The sequence below is a fragment of the Actinacidiphila alni genome (assembly GCF_900112845.1).
In the GTDB taxonomy this organism is placed as follows: Bacteria; Actinomycetota; Actinomycetes; order Streptomycetales; family Streptomycetaceae; genus Actinacidiphila; species Actinacidiphila alni.
Window position 1 is genome coordinate 375944 of sequence record NZ_FONG01000002.1, and the last position, 20396, is coordinate 396339.

Annotated in this window: 17 protein-coding genes and 1 pseudogene; 7 read left to right on the top strand and 11 right to left on the bottom strand. The window is 71.2% G+C overall.

The window, feature by feature from the left end:
• Positions 1 to 61: 61 nt before the first annotated feature.
• A complete protein-coding gene (locus BM076_RS04490) occupies positions 62 to 964 on the top strand; it encodes an amidohydrolase family protein (RefSeq protein WP_093712238.1) in 903 nt (300 codons plus the stop codon).
• Positions 965 to 967: 3 nt separating this feature from the next.
• Here BM076_RS04490 and BM076_RS04495 read toward each other — a convergent pair.
• Positions 968 to 1204 (bottom strand): annotated as a pseudogene (locus BM076_RS04495) (DNA-binding protein); the annotation flags it as partial.
• Between the two features lie 224 nt (positions 1205 to 1428).
• Here BM076_RS04495 and BM076_RS04500 point away from each other — a divergent pair.
• Positions 1429 to 2421 (top strand): hypothetical protein, encoded by a 993-nt coding sequence (locus BM076_RS04500; RefSeq protein WP_093712009.1) that lies wholly within the window; start codon positions 1429 to 1431, stop codon positions 2419 to 2421.
• 53 nt (positions 2422 to 2474) lie between these two features.
• Here the strand turns inward: BM076_RS04500 and BM076_RS04505 are convergent, their stop codons facing one another.
• The 5 genes from BM076_RS04505 to BM076_RS04525 form a co-directional block, all read right to left on the bottom strand.
• On the bottom strand, positions 2475 to 3380 hold the full coding sequence (locus tag BM076_RS04505) for an LLM class flavin-dependent oxidoreductase (RefSeq protein WP_093712010.1): 906 nt from the start codon (positions 3378 to 3380) through the stop codon (positions 2475 to 2477).
• 266 nt (positions 3381 to 3646) lie between these two features.
• Complete coding sequence (locus BM076_RS04510) at positions 3647 to 4591, bottom strand: MerR family transcriptional regulator (RefSeq protein WP_177246320.1); 945 nt, start codon at positions 4589 to 4591, stop codon at positions 3647 to 3649.
• A gap of 28 nt (positions 4592 to 4619) precedes the next feature.
• Complete coding sequence (locus BM076_RS04515; RefSeq protein ID WP_093712012.1) at positions 4620 to 5510, bottom strand: metal-dependent hydrolase; 891 nt, start codon at positions 5508 to 5510, stop codon at positions 4620 to 4622.
• 99 nt (positions 5511 to 5609) lie between these two features.
• The gene (locus BM076_RS04520; RefSeq protein ID WP_093712013.1) at positions 5610 to 7427 is read right to left on the bottom strand and encodes an SDR family oxidoreductase; all 1818 of its coding nucleotides are present in this window, start codon (positions 7425 to 7427) and stop codon (positions 5610 to 5612) included.
• The gene (locus BM076_RS04525) at positions 7424 to 8422 is read right to left on the bottom strand and encodes a M24 family metallopeptidase (protein WP_093712014.1); all 999 of its coding nucleotides are present in this window, start codon (positions 8420 to 8422) and stop codon (positions 7424 to 7426) included. Before BM076_RS04525 ends, BM076_RS04520 begins: the two co-directional genes overlap by 4 nt.
• Positions 8423 to 8726: 304 nt before the next feature.
• Between BM076_RS04525 and BM076_RS04530 the strand changes: the two genes are divergently transcribed.
• The 5 genes from BM076_RS04530 to BM076_RS04550 all read left to right on the top strand — a co-directional run bounded on the left by BM076_RS04530 (position 8727) and on the right by BM076_RS04550 (position 13223).
• On the top strand, positions 8727 to 9755 hold the full coding sequence (locus tag BM076_RS04530) for an ABC transporter ATP-binding protein (RefSeq protein ID WP_177246340.1): 1029 nt from the start codon (positions 8727 to 8729) through the stop codon (positions 9753 to 9755).
• A 4-nt stretch (positions 9756 to 9759) separates the two neighbouring features.
• A complete protein-coding gene (locus BM076_RS04535) occupies positions 9760 to 10656 on the top strand; it encodes an ABC-2 transporter permease (protein ID WP_093712239.1) in 897 nt (298 codons plus the stop codon).
• A complete protein-coding gene (locus BM076_RS04540; RefSeq protein ID WP_093712016.1) occupies positions 10653 to 11570 on the top strand; it encodes an ABC transporter ATP-binding protein in 918 nt (305 codons plus the stop codon). Before BM076_RS04535 ends, BM076_RS04540 begins: the two co-directional genes overlap by 4 nt.
• Before the next feature lie 121 nt (positions 11571 to 11691).
• Positions 11692 to 12411 carry an ABC transporter permease subunit gene (locus tag BM076_RS04545; RefSeq protein WP_177246341.1) on the top strand — a complete coding sequence of 240 codons (720 nt, stop codon included), beginning with the start codon at positions 11692 to 11694 and terminating at the stop codon, positions 12409 to 12411.
• A gap of 113 nt (positions 12412 to 12524) precedes the next feature.
• Positions 12525 to 13223, top strand: a complete 699-nt coding sequence (locus BM076_RS04550) for a rhomboid-like protein (protein ID WP_245795714.1) — start codon at positions 12525 to 12527, stop codon at positions 13221 to 13223.
• A gap of 52 nt (positions 13224 to 13275) precedes the next feature.
• On the opposite strand, the gene BM076_RS04555 is transcribed toward BM076_RS04550, so the two are convergent.
• The 5 genes from BM076_RS04555 to BM076_RS04575 all read right to left on the bottom strand — a co-directional run bounded on the left by BM076_RS04555 (position 13276) and on the right by BM076_RS04575 (position 20391).
• Positions 13276 to 14121, bottom strand: coding sequence for an HAD family hydrolase (locus BM076_RS04555; protein WP_093712018.1), 846 nt, complete (start codon positions 14119 to 14121; stop codon positions 13276 to 13278).
• Entirely contained in the window at positions 14118 to 15404 is a 1287-nt protein-coding gene (gene serS / locus BM076_RS04560; RefSeq protein ID WP_093712019.1) for a serine--tRNA ligase, read from the bottom strand. The genes BM076_RS04555 and serS overlap by 4 nt, the downstream gene beginning before the upstream one ends.
• Before the next feature lie 631 nt (positions 15405 to 16035).
• Complete coding sequence (gene pheA / locus BM076_RS04565) at positions 16036 to 16965, bottom strand: prephenate dehydratase (RefSeq protein WP_093712020.1); 930 nt, start codon at positions 16963 to 16965, stop codon at positions 16036 to 16038.
• Between the two features lie 79 nt (positions 16966 to 17044).
• The gene (efeB, locus tag BM076_RS04570) at positions 17045 to 18355 is read right to left on the bottom strand and encodes an iron uptake transporter deferrochelatase/peroxidase subunit (protein ID WP_245795715.1); all 1311 of its coding nucleotides are present in this window, start codon (positions 18353 to 18355) and stop codon (positions 17045 to 17047) included.
• Complete coding sequence (locus tag BM076_RS04575; protein WP_093712021.1) at positions 18352 to 20391, bottom strand: FixH family protein; 2040 nt, start codon at positions 20389 to 20391, stop codon at positions 18352 to 18354. Before BM076_RS04575 ends, efeB begins: the two co-directional genes overlap by 4 nt.
• Between the last annotated feature and the right edge of the window lie 5 nt (positions 20392 to 20396).

Genomic DNA, 20396 nt, shown 5'->3' on the forward strand with positions numbered 1-20396 from the left:
GGGTCACGAGGACGCAGCCGGGGATGTGCGCGAGGACACGGCGGGCCGGGGGGAGGCCGCGGTGGACCAGGGGGAGGCCGCGGCGGCGGAATTCGCCGAGGTCGCCGCCTTCCGGGACTCGCTCGGGCTCGACGCGCTCGTCGACGTCCACACCCACTTCATGCCGGACCGGGTCATGGCCAAGGTCTGGGCGTACTTCGACGCGGCCGGGCCGCTCGTCGGCCGGCACTGGCCGATCGCGTACCGCGCGGAGGAGGAACGGCGGCTGGCCACCCTGCGCGGCTTCGGCGTCCGCGCCTTCACGTCCATGCTCTATCCGCACAAGCCCGGCATGGCGCGCTGGCTCAACGACTGGTCCGCCGACTTCGCCGCCCGCACCCCGGACTGCCTGCACACCGCGACCTTCTTCGCCGAGCCGTCCGCCGCCGACGACGTACGGCGCGCCCTCGGCCAGGGCACGCGCGTCTTCAAGTGCCACCTCCAGGTCGGCGGCTACGACCCCAACGACCCGCTGCTCGACGAGGTCTGGGGCCTGCTCGCCGACGCCGGCGTTCCCGTCGTCACCCACTGCGGCTCGGGCCCGGTCCCGGGCCCCTTCACCGGGCCCGGCCCGATCACCGCCCTGCTCGCCCGGCACCCCCGGCTCCGGCTGGTCGTCGCCCACCTGGGCATGCCCGAGTACGAGGACTTCCTCGGCCTCGCCGAACGCCACGACGGTGTCCACCTCGACACGACCATGGCCTTCACCGACTTCAGCGAGTCCGCCGCGCCCTTCCCCACCCGCGCCCTCCCCCGCCTGGCCGCCCTCGGCGACCGCATCCTCCTCGGCACCGACTTCCCCAACATCCCGTACCCCTACCCGCACGCCCTCCGCGCCCTCGAACGCACCGGCCTCGGCCCCACCTGGCTCCGCGCCGTCTGCCACGACAACGCCACCGCCCTCTTCACCCTCCCGCCGCGATGAGGTTCAGCGGCCGATGAGTCCGACCTGCTGACCGCAGAGCCGCGTCATGTCGTTGATGTCGGAGGTGAGGACGGCGACCGGGGGTGGTTGGCGCAGGGCTGCTTCCGCCACGGTCGCGTTGATCGCGGCTTTGTGCCCGTGGGGACCGGCGGCCTTGAGCAGCTTTGCCGCGTCCTTGGCCGTCTGCTCGGTGGCCGCTTCGACCTTGACCCTGGACAGGGCCCACTCCAGGCGGGACAAGCCCCAGCTTCACCGTCCGGCTCCGGGCAGTCAGATCCCGCCTAACCGCTCTGAGCAGTTTGTGCGCGCGTTATGCTCGCGGCAGCAAGGAGTTCGGGACAGCGCCTGGACCACCGCTGAAGACTTGAAGGCACGGAGCGTCGGATCACGCCCTCGCCACCGCCTTTTCCCAACGAGACCGTGACCGTCGGTGTGCCATTGGCCCGGCGGTCGAGAGGTGAGGCATGACCATTTACTCTCTGCACGCGAACCGTGGGAAGTGCCAGATCCTGGCGACCTACGACAGTCCGAAAGGCGTCGCGTCATCCACGGTGACGAGCCTGAGTTCGCCTGATCTGGCAGCGCCGATCGTGGATGCGCTCAATCGGATCTCCGCTCTGGCGACGGTCCCGTTGAGCGTCTTCGACCACCGCGAGGGCAAAGTGAACCGCTATCCACGGCGGCACCTTGCTGCGCTGACCGACCGGGAGGCGCGCGCCGACCTCCTCGTTGGGGAACACAGCCTCTGGTACGAGTACGTCTGTCTGGAGCTTCACCGGGCGCTCAGTGATCTCGACGCCGCCACCGCAGCGGTGCCGCCGCCTGTGCTGACCGCGATCACCGTCGAACTGGAGACGGAGGCTCGTGAGTTGCGGAACGCGTTGGCGGAATACTCGGAAGGTATTGCTGTCCCGGAGACGGACGAGCGGCGGGACTGGGAATTTGGTCACCCCTTCGTGGCGTACGACGGCGGGATGGAAATGCTGGGCACCGAGACGCGGGAAGAATTGGACCGGGTCGAAGACGGCATCTCGTCCGACGAGCGGGCGCGGGCCGTCGCGGACCTGCGAGTTCTCGTCACCGCCTACGCCCAGTGCTCCAGTGAACAGGCCGCACTGGACTCCCTGCCCCTCAGCATCTTCTCGGAACCGTACGACTCGGACGGCTATTACCTCTCGGTTCACATGCCGGAGCCGCAGAAACGAGAGGCCGCCACCTGGGAGATCGAGATCGGCCACTGGGAGCCCGACGACCCGGAGGACGAGGACTGCAGCAGCGCGACCGGCAGCTCGGACGTCCGCTGCGAACTTTCTGCGCCGCCTACTGCCGACGGGCTTACCCGTCTGTTGGACGACGTGGAGAAGCAGCCGACGATTCTCACCAAGTGGGCCGGTACGGAAGTGGGTGCGATGCTCGATGGAACCGAATTCATGGTGACGCATAGCTACCACGACTGAACCGGGTGGTGATCTGCGGCCGCTGCCAGGCCGGCTCCCGGAGTCGACCTGGCTCAGGAGGTGAGCTGCCGCGGGGCCTCGGTGGCGATGCGCTCGAAGGTGGCCTGGTCGTAGGCGAATTCGGGGGTGTCCGGGATGGGCCAGTGGATGACGATCTCGGTGATGCCGGCCTCGGCGTGGCGGCCGGCGAAGTCGACGAAGGCGTCCACGGACTCGAAGGGGGCGGCGCGGTCGGGGGTGAAGCCGGTAAGGAAGACCTTGGGGACGTCGTCGGGGTCACGGGCGGCGTCGCGCAGGGAGGCTGAGATGCGTTCGACCTGGCCGCGGACTGCGTCCAGGGACTCCTGGGGCGTCCCGGCCTCGTACAAGGCGGGATCGCCGGTGGTCACCCACGCCTGGCCGTACTTCGCGGCCAGTTGCATGCCGCGCGGGCCGGTGGCGGCGATGGCGAACGGCAGGCGCGGGGTCTGTACACAGCCCGGGATGTTGCGGGCCTCGACGGCGGAGTAGAAGCGGCCGTTGAAGGTGATGTCGCCCTGGGAGAGCAGTCGGTCGAGGAGTTCCACGAAATCCGCGAAGCGGTCGGCCCGCTCCTTCGGCGTCCACGGCTGCTGGCCCAGCGTGGTGGCGTCGAAGCCGGTGCCGCCGGCCCCGACGCCCAGCGTCACCCGGCCGCCGCTGATGTCGTCAAGCGTCATCAATTCCTTGGCCAGCGGCACGGGGTGGCGGAAGTTCGGCGACGTAACGAGGGTCCCCAAACGCATACGATCCGTCACTCCGGCCGCCGCGGTGAGCGTCGGGATCGCCCCGAACCACGTGCGGTCGCGGAAGCTGCGCCACGACAGATGGTCGTAGGTGTAGGCGGCGTGGAAGCCCAAGTCCTCCGCTCCCTCCCATACCTTGCGCCCTTCGGCCCAGCGGTAGATCGGCAGGATCACGGTGCTCAGACGCAGGCTCATGCTCGGGAGCATACGACTGCGAGAAGCGGTGCTGTTCGCCATCGATCACGAGTCGAGAAGTGTCATGCCCAAGCGCTGATTGAGTGCCGCAGTCTCCGCCAGGATGCGCGCCGAACCCGTTGATGGGGTGATCGGTATGGCCTGCGAGGCGGCGTCGGAGCTGCCTTCCGCGTCACCCAAGTGTGCTTGAGCGGTGGCAGGTCGGGCCGGGAAGAGACCGCGGGTGCGTTCCTTGCCGTTACTGACGCGCTGACGGCCCGCCCGGATCAGCCGGTGGGGCTGGGGCGGGTGGTGAGGGTGTCCATGCGGCGGGCGGCGATCTCGCGTTCGGCGGCGGCGGCCACGAATTCCGCCACGTGGTCGGGTCCGACCAGGGCGCGGACCGCGGCGACGGTGGCCGCGGGAAGCGGTACCGGGACGGGCAGCTCGGTGGTAGGTGTGGCCGGGGGCGGCGGCGGGGGGAGCAGGACGTCGCCCAGGTGTCGGCGGACATGTTCGGAGGCGGTCATCCGCATCGCGCGGGCCAGCTCCGCGTCCAGGGTCTGCTGGGCCAGCGGGCGCAGCCGGCGGACCAGGGAGGCGGCCTCGGCCGCCTCCTCGTCGGTGGGCGGGTGGTGCAGGAACCGCTCGAAGACGTACTCCGTGGTGAACTGCAGGAAGCGTTCGGAGATGTACTCGACCTGGCCGCGCAGCTCCCGCAGGTGGCCGGTGATGGCGGACAGCGGCACCCCGGCGGCGTGCAGTTCCGTGGCCACCGCCAATTCCTGCGGGCTCGGCACGAGGAATTCGTCGTCGCTGCCGGGCACCGGCTCCAGGATGCCGAGCGCCACCCCGTCCTCGACCGCCGACGGCTCGGCCGTCCCGCCGAACGCCTCGTACAGCTCGGCCAGGCTCATCCGGACCGGTGTCTCGTCCGACCAGGGCCGGTCCACCTCGTCGACCAGGCCGAGCACCCCGCCGAGTCCGGTGCCCGCGTCCCACGCCTCCAGCAGCTCCTTGATGCTGGCCAGGGTGTAGCCGCGCTCCAGCAGGTCGGCGATCTGCCGGAGCCGGGCCAGATGTGTGTCGCCGTAGACATTGGCCCGGCCGCGCCGCTCCGGTTTGGGCAGCAGGCCCCGGTCGGTGTAGGCGCGGATCGTACGGACCGTCGTCCCGCTCAGATGGGACAGGTCCTCGATCCGGTACGCGCGCTGTTCGGCCGCGGTGGTCACGCCCACACTCCTCGGTGCTCCTCGCCGGTCAGGAGGCCGCGGTGCGGCTCGCCCTCTCGCTGGCGCGGGCCGCCGGGGATATGGCCAGGTACTCGACGGCCTTGGTCAGCGACCCCTCCTGGGACGGATGGTACGACCGGCGCAGGTACCGGGGCATCGCCGCGTTCAGGGAGGCCCAGGACGGCAGCAGGCCGCGGCGGGCCGCGGCGCGGTGGTCCCGGAAGCGGTACTTGCCCTTGGTCAGCTGCGGGTCGTGCCTGATCAGATAGCGGGCGCCGACCACCCACAGGTAGAAGAGCGTCGGCCAGGCGAAGGCCATGCCCTCGGCGCGGCGCAGATAGCGGGGTACCCCCGCCCCGCCGACGTGCTGGGACATGTCGAACGCGACCGCCCGGTGCTCGACCTCCTCGGCGCCGTGCCAGCGCAGCAGATCGAGCATCACCTCGTCGGTGTCCACCTCGTCCAGCGCCTCGGCGTCCAGGATCCAGTCGCCGAGTACCGCCGTGAAGTGCTCGATGGCGGCGATCAGCGACAGCCGGAAGCGCAGCCATTCGCGCTGCCGGATCGGCGCGCCCCACGGCGGCTTCTCGCCGAGCAGGACGTCGAACATCCACTCCACGTGCTTGGTGTAGCCGCTGGTGTCGAGATTCTGCTCGGCCAAGTGCTCAAGCACATACGCGTGCTGGACGCTGTGGGTGGCCTCCTGGCCCATGAAGCCCTTGACGTCCTTGAGCAGTTGCTCGTCCGAGACGTAGGGGAGTGCCTCCTTGAAGACCTTCACGAACCACCGCTCCCCCGCCGGCAGCAGCAGGTGCAGCACATTGATGACGTGCGTCGCGGTCGGCTCGCCCGGAATCCAGTGCAGAGGGGTCTGCTTCCAGTCGAACGTGACCCGGCGCGGCTTGATCGCGTAACTCATGGCGGTGCGTCCTCCTTCGGTGGTCGGTGATTCGGTGGTCAATGGCGAGTGGGTCGGTGATTCGGGGGCGGTCGTTGTGAACGACGGGGAAAGGGCGGGCTAGACCGGCGGGTCGATACGGGACAGGCCGCGCAGCGCCTTGGGGGAGAGCCGGGACAGCAGCCGCGCCCCGCGGGCCTCGGGCGTGACCGGCACCACCGCGGTGTCGCGGCGCACGGCGCGCAGAATCGCGCGGGCGACCTTCTCCGGCGGGTAATTGCGCAGCCCGTACAGCCGCGCGGACCGCGCACGCCGCTTTTCCTGCTCCTCCTCGCCGACCCCGGCGAACCGCGCGCTGCGGGTGATGGGCGTGTTGACCAGGCCGGGGCAGATCGCGCTCACCCCGATGCCGTGCGGCGCCAGTTCGGCCCGCAGGCACTCGCTGAGCATCAGCACGGCCGCCTTGGAGGTGCTGTACGCGGGCAGCGCGCGGGACGGCTGGAAGGCCGCGGCCGAGGCGGTGTTGACGATGTGACCGCCCTGCCCGCGCTCGACCATCAGTTTCCCGAACAGCCGGCAGCCGTGGATGACACCCCACAGGTTGACGTCGAGGACCTGCTTCCAGTCCTCGGGCGTGGTGTCGAGGAAGGAGCCCGCAAGGCCGATCCCGGCGTTGTTGACCACGACGTCGGGCACCCCGTAGAGGTCGGCGGTGCGCGCGGCGAGCTTCTCCATCGCCTCGGCGTCCGACACGTCGACGGTCTCGGGCCAGGCGTCGGGCGCGCCGCTGAGGCGCGCCAACTCCGCTGTCCTGGCGGCGCCTTCGCCGTCCCGGTCCACCGCGATCACCCGGGTGCCTGCCTCGGCGAAAGCGAAGACGGTGGCCCGGCCGATGCCGCTGGCCGCACCGGTGACCAGCACCAGCTGGCCGCCGAACCGCTCCTTGGCGGCGGCGCCCGAGGCGCCCAGGACGGTCGCGGCCGTGGACTCCGCCGAGACCACAGAGGCCGAGGCCGGGTCGCCGTACTCGTGCGAGGTGACGAAGTCGCCGATCCAGCGCGCCAGTTGTTCAGGACGCGAGCGCGGCACCCAGTGCTTGGCGGCGACGGTCCGCCGCGTCAGTCGGGGCACCCACCGGTCCAGGTCGTCGTAGAGCCGCTCGGACAGGAAGGCGTCGCCGGTGGGCGTGATGAGCTGCACCGGTACGTGCGCGTAGGCGTCGGGGCGCGGACTGCCCAGCCTGCGGCGGACGTTGTCGCGGTACAGCCAGGCGCCGTGCGCGGCGTCCTCGGGCAGCGAGGCGGTCGGATAGCTGTCGGTGGGCAGCTTCTCGGCGCGGGCCAGCAGCTTGGGCCACTGCTTGCCGAGCACGCCGCGCCAGGCCAGTTCCGGCAGGACGGGGGTGTGCAGCGCGTACACGTACCAGGACTTGGCGCCCTGGCCGACGACCTGGACGACCCGGCGCGGGGTGGGGCGGCGTACGCGGCGCTTGATCCAGTGGCCGAAGTGGTCGAGTGACGGGCCGGAGATCGAGGTGAAGGAGGAGATCCGGCCCTCGGTGTCGCGGACGGTGGCGAATTCCCAGCCCTGCACGGAACCCCAGTCGTGGCCGACCAGATGCACCGGGTGGTCCGGGCTGACCGCGTCGGCGACCGCCAGGAAGTCCTCGGTGAGCTTCTCCAGGGTGAAGCCGCCCCTGAGCCGGGCCGGGGCGCCGGACCTGCCGTGTCCGCGGACGTCGTAGAGCACCACATGGAAGCGGTCGGCGAGCCGGTCCGCGACCTCGGACCAGACTTCCTTGCTGTCGGGGTAGCCGTGCACCAGCACCACCGTGGGCAGCGCCGCGTCCCCGTACTCGGCGACGCACAGCCGTACGCCCCCGCCGCCGGTCACGAACCGCTCCCGCGGCCGGCCCTCCGCCTGCTCGTCCCGTGTCATGCCGCCGCTCCCGTGTCCGAACCTGTCGCCGACCCCGCGGCCGTACCCGTACTCGCACCCGCCGCCGCACCCGGGCCCGTACTCGCACCCGGACCCGCACCCGTCATCGATGCCGTCCTCGTCCGGTCCGCGTCCGTCTCGTGCCAGCGCCTGACGTGCGGCAGGTCGTCGTCCAGCCAGTAGGCGTCGGTCTCCGTGACCACGAGGATCTCCTCGAACTTCGCCCCGGTGCCGCGAAATCCCACATGCGGCTCGACGGCCCACAGACCGGGGTATGGCGGATGGTCGGACATGCGGTACGGACTCCACAGCGGCGACCAGCCGTCGCGGTGGCCGTGCAGCGCGTCCGAGGCCAGGCCCTTCAGGCTCTGGGCGCCGAAGCCGGCGATCCGCGGCGACCAGCGGCGCTCGGTGACCCGGTCGACCTTGTGGGCGATCACGCCGAAGGGATACGCGCGGTGCCGATTGGCGTACCCCTGCCGGACCATCAGCCGGTCGACGTCCTCGTAGATGGTGCGCAGCGGCCGGCGTTCGCGCACCTCGCGCAGGATCAGCTCGCGGTGCTCGCGCAGGTCGGCCATCAGCCGTTCCTGGAGCGGGTTGGGGCCGAGCGACCCCGAGTAGCCGATGTCGGCGGTGCAGCCGCCGTACACCGGGGCCAGATCGAGGATGAACGGCATGCCGGGCTCCAGCCGCCGCCCGGTCGGGAAGAACTGGAGCGGGACCTTGAAGCCGGTGAAGGCCGTACGGTCGCCGAACCAGGCGAAGGGCAGGTGGAACCAGTCGCGTACGCCGTGCTCCCGCGCCCACACGCGCATCGCGCGGGCCGCCTCCCGCTCGGTCGTCCCCGGCCGCAGCTGCGCCGCGACCGCCTCGGCGCACGCGTACGCGAGGCGCTGCACCTCGCGGAAGCCGTCGAGACCGTCGAACCTGTCGATGCCGTCCGACCCGCCGATCCCGCCGAGCCCCTCCCGCTGTTCGACCGCACCGCTCATCCCGCCCACCCCCAGACCTCGCCCGTCCCGTTCAAAGCTGACAGCAATCAATGTGACATCGCGCCGTGGCAGGGTCAAGAGCCCCGGCGCCCCCTGTGGATAACTCGCGGTAGCCCCGACAAGCGCCCCCGACAAGCCCCCGACAAGCGCCTCCGGCCGGCACCCCGACCGGCGTCCCTGACAGGCGCACCCCCCCACAAGCCCCCCGACCCCTACGGGTGGTCAGACCGCAGGAGTACACGGAACCGGCACTCGCGGCGGACGCCCAGATGTGGCGCGCGCCACTACGGTCGAACACGTGACTGTGATCGCTACCGAAAGCCTGAGCAAGCGGTACCCGAGGGTGACCGCTCTTGACCGGCTGACCGTGGACATCACCCCCGGTGTGACCGGGCTGGTGGGTGCCAACGGCGCCGGGAAATCGACCCTGATCAAGATCCTGCTGGGGCTCGCCCCGGCGACCGAGGGTCGTGCCGCCGTGCTCGGACTCGACGTGGCCGCCCACGGCGCCGAGATCCGTGGCCTCGTCGGCTACATGCCCGAGCACGACTGCCTGCCGCCCGACGTGTCGGCCACCGAATTCGTCGTCCACATGGCCCGGATGTCGGGGCTGCCGCCCGCCGCGGCCCGCGAGCGCACCGCCGACACGCTGCGCCACGTCGGGCTCTACGAGGAGCGGTACCGCCCGATGGGCGGCTACTCCACGGGCATGAAGCAGCGGGTCAAGCTGGCCCAGGCGCTGGTGCACGACCCGCGGCTCGTGCTGCTCGACGAGCCGACCAACGGCCTCGACCCGGCCGGCCGCGACGAGATGCTCGGCCTGATCCGCCGCGTCCACACCGACTTCGGCATCTCGGTGCTGGTCACCTCGCACCTGCTCGGCGAGCTGGAGCGCACCAGCGACCACATCGTCGTCATCGACGGCGGCAAGCTGCTGCGCGCCTCCTCCACCAGCGACTTCACCCAGGCCACCGCGTCGCTCGCGGTCGAGGTCACCGACCGCGAGCAGGAGCTGCTGGCCGCGCTCACCGCGGCCGGCCTCACCGTCCAGGCCAAGGGCCACCTGCTGCACGTCGACATAGCGGACGACGCGACGTACGACGCGGTCCGGGACGCGGTCGCCGGTCTCGGGGTCGGCTTGGTCCGCATGGAACAGCGCCGCCACCGCATCGCGGAGCTGTTCACCGACGACGAGGACCTCACCTACGAGGACCCGGACGCACCGACGACCGAGGGAACCGCCCCGACGGCCGAAGCGACAGCCCCGAGGGCTGAAGCGACAGCCCCGACAGACCCGACCCTCAAGGAAGGAGAAGGCCGTGACGCAGCCTGAGACGATGCCGACGCCGGGCACCGCCCCCGACGTCATCCACAACATCGGCTACCGCAAGTACACCGGCCCGCGCCTCGGCCGCGGCTACGCCCGCCTCTCCCTCTACAGCCAGAGCTTGCGCGGCGCGTACGGGCTCGGCCGCAGCGCCAAGTCCAAGGTGCTGCCGATGATCCTGCTCGGCGCGATGTGCGCGCCCGCCCTGATCATGGTGGCGGTCGCGATCTTCACGGACATGTCGAAGCTGCCGGTCGACTACACCCGCTACGCGGTGATCATGCAGGCCGTCATCACGCTCTTCGTCGCCTCGCAGGCACCCCAGTCGGTCTCCCGCGACCTGCGGTTCAAGACCACCCCGCTGTACTTCTCGCGGCCCATGGAGCGCGTCGACTACGTGGCCGCCAAATACGCGGCGCTCAGCACGGCGCTGTTCCTGCTGACCGCGCTGCCGCTCGTCATCCTCTACGTCGGCGCGCTGCTGGCGAAGCTCAGCTTCGGCACCCAGACCGCCGGGTTTGCGAAGGGCCTGGTGTCCGTCCTCCTCCTCTCGCTGCTGTTCGCGGGCGTCGCGCTCGTCATCGCGGCGGTCACCCCGCGCCGCGGCTTCGGGGTCGCCGCGATCATCGCGGTGTTCGTCATCACCTACGGCGCGGTCTCCAGCGTTCAGGGCGTCGCGTCCGCGCAGGAGAACTACGACGTGATCGGCTGGCTCGGCGTCTTCTCGCCGATCACCCTGATCGACGGGTTCCAGACCTGGTTCCTCGGCGCTGACTCCGCCTTCCCGCACGCGTCGGGGCCGCCCGACGCACTGGCCGGCACCGTCTACCTGCTGGCCGTCCTCGCCCTCATCGCCGGCACCTTCGGCCTGCTGATGCGCCGCTACCGGAAGGTGGGTCTGTCATGACGACGATCAGCATCGACAACGTCTCGCGCTGGTTCGGCAATGTGGTGGCGGTCAACGACATCAGCATGACGATCGGCCCCGGTGTGACCGGTCTGCTCGGCCCCAACGGCGCCGGGAAGTCCACCCTCATCAATATGATGGCGGGCTTTCTGGCCCCCTCCACCGGCGCCGTCACCCTGGACGGGACACCCATCTGGCGCAATGAGGAGTCCTACCGGGAGATCGGCATCGTCCCCGAACGCGAGGCGATGTACGACTTCCTGACCGCCCGCGAATTCGTGATCGCCAACGCGGAGCTGCACGGTCTCGCGGACCCCGGCGCCGCCGCCCAGCGGGCGCTGGCCACCGTCGAGATGGAGTACGCGCAGGACCGCAGGATTGACACGTACAGCAAGGGCATGCGGCAGCGCGCCAAGATGGCGTCCGCGCTGGTCCACGAGCCGTCCGTGCTGCTGCTCGACGAGCCGTTCAACGGCATGGACCCGCGCCAGCGGCTGCACCTGATGGAGCTGCTGCGGCGGATGGGCGCCGAAGGGCGGACCGTGCTGTTCTCCTCGCACATCCTGGAGGAGGTCGAGCAGCTCGCCCACCACATCGAGGTCGTGGTGGCCGGGCGGCACGCGGCCTCCGGCGACTTCCGCAAGATCCGCCGACTGATGACCGACCGCCCGCACCGCTATCTCGTACGGTCCAGCGACGACCGGCAGCTCGCGTCCGTGCTGATCGCGCACGCGTCCACGGCCGGCATCGAGCTGGACTGGTCGGAGAAGGCGCTGCGCATCCAGGCCGTCGACTTCGCGGGCTTCACCGAATTCCTGCCCCGGATCGCCCGCGACCACGGGATCCGGCTCTTCACCGTCTCGCCGTCCGACGAGTCCCTGGAGAGCGTCTTCTCCTACCTGGTCACGGCATAAGGAGCCGACACAGATGCCCGCCACCACCACTCCCGTGCCGCAGACCCCCGGCCCCGGCCCGCACGCCGGACCCGGAAACGGATACCGAGACGGCCGCCCGGCCGCGCGCCCCGCGCCCCGGCTGTTCCACCCCACGGTCGCCCGGCTCACCTACCGTGCCCTGCTCGGCCGCCGCCGCGCCCTGCTGCTGTGCGGACTGCCGCTGCTCCTGCTGGTCATCTCGGTCGCGGTCCGCGCCCTGACCGGCGCCGACGACTCCACCGCCAATGACATGCTGCAGGGCTTCGCGCTCAGCACCATGGTCCCGCTGGTCGGCGTCATCGCCGGCACGGGCGCGATCGGCCCGGAGATCGACGACGGCGCCATCGTCTATCTGCTGGCCAAGCCGGTCAGCCGGTCGACGATCGTCTTCACCAAGTTCGTGGTGGCGATAGGTGTCGTCGCCGTCTTCTCCGCCGTCCCCACCCTGATCGCCGGGATCATCCTCAACGGCAACGGGCAGAACATCGCGGTCGCCTTCGGTGTCGCCGCCGCCGTCGCGTCCGTCGCCTATGCGGCGATTTTCCTGATGCTCGGCGTGCTCACCCGGCACGCGGTCATCGCCGGTCTGGTCTACGCCCTGGTGTGGGAGTCGGTCATCGGCAATGTGGTGCCGGGCGCCAGGACGCTGAGCGTGCAGCAGTGGGCGCTCGCGGTGGCCCAGAAGACGGCCCACGGCGGCATCGTCAGCTCCGACGTCGGCCTGCCGACGGCGATCGTGCTGCTCGCGGTGGTCACGGTCGCCGCCACCTGGTTCGCGGGACGCAAGCTGCGCACCCTGAAGCTGGCCGGGGAGGAGTAGGCGGCCCGCAGGCGAGCGAGGCGGCGGAACGAAGAGGTCGGGGGCGGAACCAGGGGGCCGAACCAGGGGGGGGCGATTCGCCGCCGTCCGGCGATCGGTGAAGACTGGAGCCGATGGCCCCGGCTCCCGAGACCTCCGCTGCCGCCCGCGAGCGCCGCCGCGTCACACCAGGTGACGCGCGGCGCTTCGCCGCGGGGTGGATACGCCGTTCGCCCGGCACGCACATATGGCTGCTGATCCTGGCGGTCACCAGCGGCATCGTCGCCAATGCCTCACCGCGTGTGCGCTCGCACCTGCTGCACCATGTCAGCACCAATCTGGTGGGCCTGCACGACCATCCGCTGCGGGTGCTGATCGCCAGCGCCCTGTGGATCGAGACGCCGTCGGGTCTCCTGCTGTACTTCGTGCTCTTCGAGCTGGTCCACGCGCCGGCCGAGCGGTGGCTGGGCACCTGGCGCTGGCTGGTCGTGGTGGCGACCGCGCACATCGGGGCGACGCTGGTCAGCGAGAAGGCCGTCATGTTCGGCATCAGGGACGAACGGCTGCCGCGCTCGCTCGCGCACACCGTGGACATCGGGGTGAGCTACGGGCTGGCGGGCGTCGTCGCGGTGCTGACCTATATGGTGCCGCGCCCCTGGCGCTGGGGATATCTCGCCGGGGTACTGCTCTTCTTCGGTGTGCCGCTGCTCGGCGACGCGACCTTCACCGACCTCGGCCACTTCTCGGCGGTCCTGATCGGCCTGAGCTGCTACGCGATCACACCGCCGGGGCGGGAACGGGAAGCCGCCGCCCAAAGAGGCCCGGTTCAGTAGAGCCCCGGCTCCAAACCTCCGGTTCGGAACGGCCCGGTTCGGAACGGCCGGCTCAGAACGGCCCGTAGAGCCGTTCCAGCACCACCGCGATGCCGTCCTCGTCATTGGACAGCGTCACCTCGTCCGCCACCTGGCGCAGATCCGGGTGCGCGTTGGCCATCGCGACGCCGTATCCGGCCCAGGCGAACATCGGCAGGTCATTGGGCATGTCACCGAAGGCGATGGTGTCGGCGGCCGTCACACCGAGCCGCCGCGCGGCCAGCGAGAGCCCGGTCGCCTTGGTCAGGCCCAGCGGCAGCAGTTCGACGATGCCCTCGCCCGCCATCGTCACGCCCACCAGGTCGCCGGCCACCTCGCGGGCGACCCGCGCGAGCCCGTCGTCGCCGAGCCCGGGGTGCTGCACGTACAGCTTGTTCAGGGGCGCGGCCCACAGCTCGTTCGGGTCGGTCATGTGGATGACGGGCAGCTCGGGGTTGTACGCGTAGCCCTCGCCGATCAGTACGTCGCCGGTCAGGCCGTCGCGGCTGGCGGCCAGGAACAGCGGGCCGACCTCGGCCTCGATCTTGGCCAGCGCGAGCCCGGCGAGCTGCCGGTCGAGGGTGACGGAGGTCAGCAGCCGGTGCGCGCCGGCGTCGTAGAGCTGGGCGCCCTGGCCGCAGACGGCCAGGCCCTGGTAGCCGAGGTCGTCCAGCACATGCCGGGTCCAGGGCACGGAGCGGCCGGTGACGATGATGTGGACGGCGCCGGCGGCGACGGCCGCGGCGAGCGCGTCCCTGGTCACCCGCGAGACGGTGCCGTCGCCGCGCAGCAGCGTCCCGTCCAGGTCGGTCGCGATCAGCTTGTACGGCAGTGCCGGGGCCCCGGGCTCCGGGGCCCCCGCGTGCTCCGCCGTGCTCACTTGGCGCTGGTCGTGACGGGCTCCAGCACCTCACGGCCGCCGAGATACGGGCGCAGCACTTCCGGCACCCGTACGGAACCGTCCGCGAGCTGGTGATTCTCCAGGATCGCCACGATCGTCCGCGGCACCGCGCACAGCGTCCCGTTGAGCGTCGCCAGCGGCCGGGTGCCCTTCTCGTCCCGCAGCCGGATCGACAGCCGGCGGGACTGGAACTCGGTGGTGTTCGACGTCGAGGTCAGCTCGCGGTACTTGGCCTGCGTCGGGATCCACGCCTCGCAGTCGAACTTCCGCGACGCCGACGACCCCAGGTCGCCCGAGGCCAGCTCGATCACCTGGAACGGCAGTTCCAGCGCCGACAGCCACTGCTTCTCCCAGGCCAGCAGCCGCTGGTGCTCGGCCTCCGCGTCCTCCGGCGTGGTGTAGACGAACATCTCCACCTTGTCGAACTGGTGGACGCGGATGATGCCGCGGGTGTCCTTGCCGTACGAGCCCGCCTCGCGCCGGTAGCAGGAGGAGAAGCCCGCGTAGCGCAGCGGCAGCTTGCCCGCGTCGATGATCTCGTCCATGTGATACGCGGCGAGCGGCACCTCGGAGGTGCCGACCAGGTACAGGTCGTCCTTCTCCAGGTAGTAGACGTCGTCCTCGACCTGGCCCAGGTAGCCGGTGCCAGCCATCGCGGACGGCTTGACCAGGGTCGGGGTCAGGACGGGCGTGAAGCCGGCCGCGGTGGCCTGCGCGATCGCCGCGTTGACCAGGGCCAGCTCCAGCAGCGCGCCGACGCCGGTCAGGTAGTAGAAGCGCGAGCCGGACACCTTGGCGCCGCGGTCGACGTCGATGGCGCCGAGCAGCTCGCCCAGCTCCAGGTGGTCCTTGGGCGTGAAGCCCTCGGCGGCGAAGTCGCGCGGGGCGCCGTGCTGCTCGAGGACGACGAAGTCCTCCTCGCCGCCGATCGGCACGTCCGGGTGGACGAGATTGCCGAGCCGGAGCAGCAGCTGCTGGGCCTGCTCGGCCGCGTCGTGCTGCTCGGCGTCGGCGGCCTTGACCGCCTCGGCCAGCTCCTTCGTGCGGGCCAGCAGCTCCGCCTTCTCCTCGCCCTGCGCCTTCGGGATCAGCTTGCCGAGCTGCTTCTGCTCGGCGCGCAGTTCGTCGAAGCGGGTACTGGAGGTCCTGCGCCGTTCGTCGGCGGAGAGGAGGGAGTCGACGAGCGCGACGTCCTCTCCACGGGCGCGCTGCGAGGCGCGCACACGGTCGGGGTCCTCACGGAGCAGGCGAAGGTCAATCACGGTGACAGGTTACCGGGGAGCGGGCATCGGCCGCGACAACTTAAGGGCTTTATAGTGCGCTATGTCCGCTTCGACGGCAAAGCGAGGAAATTCCGAAAAGGAAAGAAAGCGGCCGGGGTCAACCGTATTCGCCCCGTCCCTCCCCCGGGTCATCCGACCTGTGGAGAACCGGAGTTGATCACTGCGGCCCGGGCGTCGCGGTGCTGCGACGGGGCCGCTCGGAGGGGTTTCTCCCCAGAGTTATCCACAGGCCGCTGGGGATTACGATTCTTTGTCCACAGGGTGTGGGGAAGATCTGTGGAGAAGAACGGAGATCATTCTCCCGCTCCGGTGCTCGGCTATGGATTCCCCGTCCAAACCCGTTCCACACTCACTTTCGAGTGAGAAATGTTCCCTCGGGAGAGTTAGTCGGCGGAATTGGGGTGACGAGGGGTGACCTGTCCCCCTGTGGACGGCGATGGTGCCTGTGTACAGATTTGTCGACTAGGTCGCGTTGCTGTGTCGACATGTCCCCAGTTACCCACAGGCGGCGTCCGATGCCTGTGGATAACTTCCGTGCCGTGGACAACGGCGGTGGACAATGGCGTGGACAGCGCAGCCCGACGACAGGAGGTTGACGGCTCAAGAGGGCTCAGGCGCGCCCGTCGAGCGCCCGGTTCAGCCAGTCCGCCGCGTCCGTGAACTCCTCGTCCGTCGTGCCCCGTCCCACGCGCGCGGCGACCTCGTCGGCACGCGGGTACGAACCGAGGAAGCGGACGTTCAGGCAGCGGCGGCGCAGCCCCATCAGCGTCTCGCCGACGCGGCGGTCGGTGAGGTGGCCCTCGGCGTCCACCGAGAAGCAGTACTGCCCCAGGCCCCGCCCGGTCGGCCGGGACTCGATCCGCATCAGGTTGACCCCGCGGATCGCGAACTCCTGGAGCAGTTCCAGCAGCGCGCCGGGGTGGTCGTCGCGCAGCCAGAACACCGCGGACGTCTTGTCCGCGCCCGTCGGCGCCGCCAGCCGCGCGGGCCGGCCGACCAGGACGAAGCGGGTCGTCGCGTTCTGCGCGTCGTGAATCTCGGTGGCCAGCGGTTCCAGGCCGTACGTCGGCGCCGCGAACTCGCCCGCGAAGGCGCCGTCGAAGCGGCCCTCCTGCACGAGCCGCGCCCCGTCCGCATTGGACGCGGCCGACTCCCACACCGCGTCCGGCAGGTGCTCCGACAGCCAGCCGCGCACCTGCGCCTGGGCGGCCGGGTGCCCGGTCACCGTCTTGACCTCGTTCAGCGCGGTGCCGGGCCGCACCAGCAGCGCGAAGGCGATCGGCAGCAGCACCTCGCGGTAGATCATCAGCGGCTCGCCGAACGCCAGCTCGTCCAGGGTGGCGGTGATGCCGCCCTCGACCGAGTTCTCGATCGGGACCAGGGCGCCGCCCGCCTCGCCGCGGCGCACCGCGTCCAGCGCTGCGGGCACCGACACCATCGGCACCAGCTCGCGCGTGGCGGCCTCCGGCAGCGTCCGCAGCGCTGCCTCGGTGAACGTGCCTTCCGGACCCAGATAGGTGTAACGGCTCGCTGGCGACATACGTTCAGCCTAATGGCCCGCACGGGGCGTGACCGCCGGTCCGCTGATCGTCCCGGCATACCGCCACACGATCCGGTGATCAGCCTTCCAACAGCGCCTGACCCACGTATTCTCCGGGTCCGCAGCCGGGCGGCACCGCGAACAGGCCGCTCGCCTCGTGCCGCAGGAAGCGCGACAGACCGTCGCCGCCGTCGAGCTTGCGCTGCACGGGCACGAAGCCCTTCACCGGGTCGGCCTGCCACGCCACGAAGAGCAGCCCGGCGTCCGGGGCGCCGTCCGTACCGATGCCGTCGTGGTACGAGAACGCGCGCCGCAGCATGGCCGCGCCGCCGTTGGAGGCCGGGGCCGCCACCCGGATGTGCGCGTCGCCCGCGATGGCCAGGGCGCCGTCCGGGCCGACCTTGTCCAGGTCGACCGGGGTGAATTCGGTGCCGCCGGACAGCGGCGCCCCGTCCGACTTGCGGCGCCCGATCACCTTCTCCTGCCGGGCCACCGACAGGTGGTCCCAGGAGTCCAGCAGCATCCGGATCCGCCGGACGACCGCGTACGAACCGCCCGCCATCCACGCCGGGGACGCCGAGGAGCCCGCACCGCCGCCGGCGTGCTCCGGTACGAAGATCCGTTGCTGGAAATCGGCGTCGTCCGGCTTCGGATTGTTGGTGCCGTCGATCTGGCCCATCAGATTGCGGCCGGTCATCGGGTGCGCGGTCGCGCCGGGCGCGCGGTTGAAGCCGTTCATCTGCCAGCGCACCCGGGCCGCGTCGCCGGTCGCCTTCTGGATCACGCGCAGCGCGTGAAAGGCCACCAGCGCGTCGTCCGCCCCGATCTGCACCCACAGATCGCCGTTGCTGCGCTTGGGGTCGAGCGCGTCGCCCGCGAAGTCCGGCAGCGGTGCCAGCGCCTCGGGGAGGTGCGCGGTCAGCCCCGTACGGCCGAAGAAGCTGCGGCCGAAACCGAAGGTGACGGTCAGCGAGGACGGTCCCGCGTCGTACGCGACCTGGTCGTCGTACGCCGCCGGGGTGGTCACCTCCGGATTCCCGGGCTGCGTCATCGTGCGCGCCGCGTCCGACCAGCGGCGCAGCACCGCGGCGGCCGCCTTGCGGTCCGTGCCCGGCGCCAGGTCGAAGGCGACCAGGTGGCCGTGCGCCTGCGCGGGCTCGACGATGCCGGCCTGCCGCGCGCCCTCGAAGGGGATGTGCGCGGAGCCGACCGTGGTCAGCGCGGTCGGCCCGTCCCCGACCGCCCGCGCCACGCCCGCCCCCGCGCCGCCGCCGACGACCAGCCCGGCCGCGCCCGCGGCCCCGGCGGTGCCGAGCAGCCGCCGCCTGCTGATCCCCGGCCCCTGGTCGGCCGGCGCCGCCGGCTCGTGGACCCGCTTCGTCGATTTCACTGTGTGACCTGCATGTTCCTTGTCTGCGTCACCTCGTCGATGTCGGAGGTGCGGACGGTGACGGACACCTGCCAGGTGCCGGCCAGCGGGAGCTGGACGCCCGCCGCGCTCCAGTGGCCCTTCGTCAGATGCTGCAAGGTGACGTCGATGGGGCCGATCTTCTGCGCGGGCAGGGTGAACTGGACGTGCACCTCGGGCGCGTCCACCGGGGCGCCGGACGGCGTGGTCAGGAAGAGCTGGATCTCGTTGGCGCCCGGGCGGGCGGGGGAGACGGTCAGGCCCGCCGTGCCCTTGCCGTTCGGACCGCCGGTGTCGTACGGGATCGACAGGCTCACCCGCGCGGGCGCCGAGGTGTCGCCGGTCCCGGTGCCGCCGCCGGTACTCGTCGCGGACGGCGCCGGCTTGAGGTCCTTCTGTTCCTCGGCGGCGCGGCCCGGCTGCGAGCCGGTCAGCATCGTGGTGATGGTCAGCAGGACGACCGCGACGAGGGCTTCGGTCAGCACCGAACGCCGGAGCCTGCCCCGGGCAGGATCGGCGTCGCGCAGCTTCTTCGCGGTCGCGGTGTCCCGCGCGTTCTGCTGCCGCCGCAACTGCGCCGCCCGCGCCGGGTCGGCGTCCGGGCCCGTACCCGGGCCTGAACCCGTGCCCGTACCCGAGCCGGATGCCGTACCCGAGGAGCCCTTCACGGCCACGGAACCCGACGCGGCCGACGAGCCCACCGCCACCGCCTCCGTCCGCGCCACCGGCGCGACCCCCAGCTCCCGCGTCCACCGCCGTGAGAACCAGGCGACCCCCACCAGCGCGCACACCAGGCAGATCTTGGTGAACAGCAGCTTCCCGTAGTGCGTGTCGAAGAAGGCCGCCCAGCTGCCCATCTGACGCCACGCCTGATACGTGCCGGTGCCGATCAGCAGTGTGACGGCGGTCAGCGCGATGAGCGAGAACCGGCGTACGGCGTACGCCTCGACCGTGCCCGCCGTGGAACGCGAGTACAGCGCGGTGAGGAGGGTGATCAGACCGCCGAGCCAGACCGCCATCGACAGCAGATGGACGATGTCGACGGGCATGGCGATCTGGTGCTGGATGCCGACCGAGGCGTGCTCGGCCATCGCCCAGGTGGCGGCGATGCCGATCGCCACCACGGTGCCGCCGATGCCCAGACCCCAGGCCAGGTCGGCGCGTTCCTCCGGATCCTCGCGTTTGGCGTAGCTGCCGAAGAGCACGGCGAGGAAGACGGCCGCCGCCGCGAGCAGCAGCAGCCGGGAGACCAGCGCCGCGCCCGGCCGGGTCTCCAGCACCTGCCGGATCACGTCGAGGTCCACCGCGTCGCCGAGCCCGGTGCCGTTGGCGTACGGGCCGCGCAGCATCAGCAGCGCGATGGTGGCGGCGACCAGCGCCGCCCAGCCGCCGGCCGCCAGCCGCTGCATGGACCGCAGCAGCGCGCCGCGCGGCCAGCACACCGACAGGAACACCGAACTGCCCACCAGCAGCGCGAAACCGGCGTAGGCGACGTAGCGGCCGATGCCGTAGAGCGTGGCCGCCGCGCCGCCGCCGACCGCCGAGACGCCCGACAGGTCGACGCTGGTCTTAGACGGCGCGCCGACCGAGAAGGTGAAGGCGCCGGCCACCGGGTGGCTATCCTGCGAGATCGCCTTCCACGCCACCGTGTACGTGCCGTCGCCGAGGCCGGTCCGCAGCGGCACGGTCGCGGTCGAGCCGGTGTCCTTGCCGCTCGCCGCGTGCTGCGGCTTGCCCGCCGCCACGTCCTTGCCCTGCGGGTCGAGCACCCGCAGCGAGTCCGCGGACAGCAGGACGCCCTCGGAGAAGGTGAGCAGCACACTGCTCGGCGCGCTCTGCACGACCGAACCGTCCGCCGGATCGGTACGGATCAGCGCCGCGTGCGCGTCCGCCGGCGCCGCGACGCCGAGCAGCAGCGCGAGCAGCGCGCCGAGGCAGGCCGCGAGGGCGGCGAGCCGCCGCGGACCGCCGGGGGACGCAGCCCGACGGGGGATCAACGGTGTCAGCCGTGCGTTCATCGCTG

Bases quoted from the DNA above. Each gene is read 5' to 3' on its own strand.
- BM076_RS04500 (WP_093712009.1), top strand. From the start codon at position 1,429: ATGACCATTTACTCTCTGCACGCGAACCGTGGGAAGTGCCAGATCCTG.
- BM076_RS04505 (WP_093712010.1), bottom strand. From the start codon at position 3,380: ATGAGCCTGCGTCTGAGCACCGTGATCCTGCCGATCTACCGCTGGGCC.
- BM076_RS04515 (WP_093712012.1), bottom strand. From the start codon at position 5,510: ATGAGTTACGCGATCAAGCCGCGCCGGGTCACGTTCGACTGGAAGCAG.
- BM076_RS04520 (WP_093712013.1), bottom strand. From the start codon at position 7,427: ATGACACGGGACGAGCAGGCGGAGGGCCGGCCGCGGGAGCGGTTCGTG.
- BM076_RS04525 (WP_093712014.1), bottom strand. From the start codon at position 8,422: ATGAGCGGTGCGGTCGAACAGCGGGAGGGGCTCGGCGGGATCGGCGGG.
- BM076_RS04535 (WP_093712239.1), top strand. From the start codon at position 9,760: ATGCCGACGCCGGGCACCGCCCCCGACGTCATCCACAACATCGGCTAC.
- BM076_RS04540 (WP_093712016.1), top strand. From the start codon at position 10,653: ATGACGACGATCAGCATCGACAACGTCTCGCGCTGGTTCGGCAATGTG.
- BM076_RS04550 (WP_245795714.1), top strand. From the start codon at position 12,525: ATGGCCCCGGCTCCCGAGACCTCCGCTGCCGCCCGCGAGCGCCGCCGC.
- pheA (WP_093712020.1), bottom strand. From the start codon at position 16,965: ATGTCGCCAGCGAGCCGTTACACCTATCTGGGTCCGGAAGGCACGTTC.
- BM076_RS04575 (WP_093712021.1), bottom strand. From the start codon at position 20,391: ATGAACGCACGGCTGACACCGTTGATCCCCCGTCGGGCTGCGTCCCCC.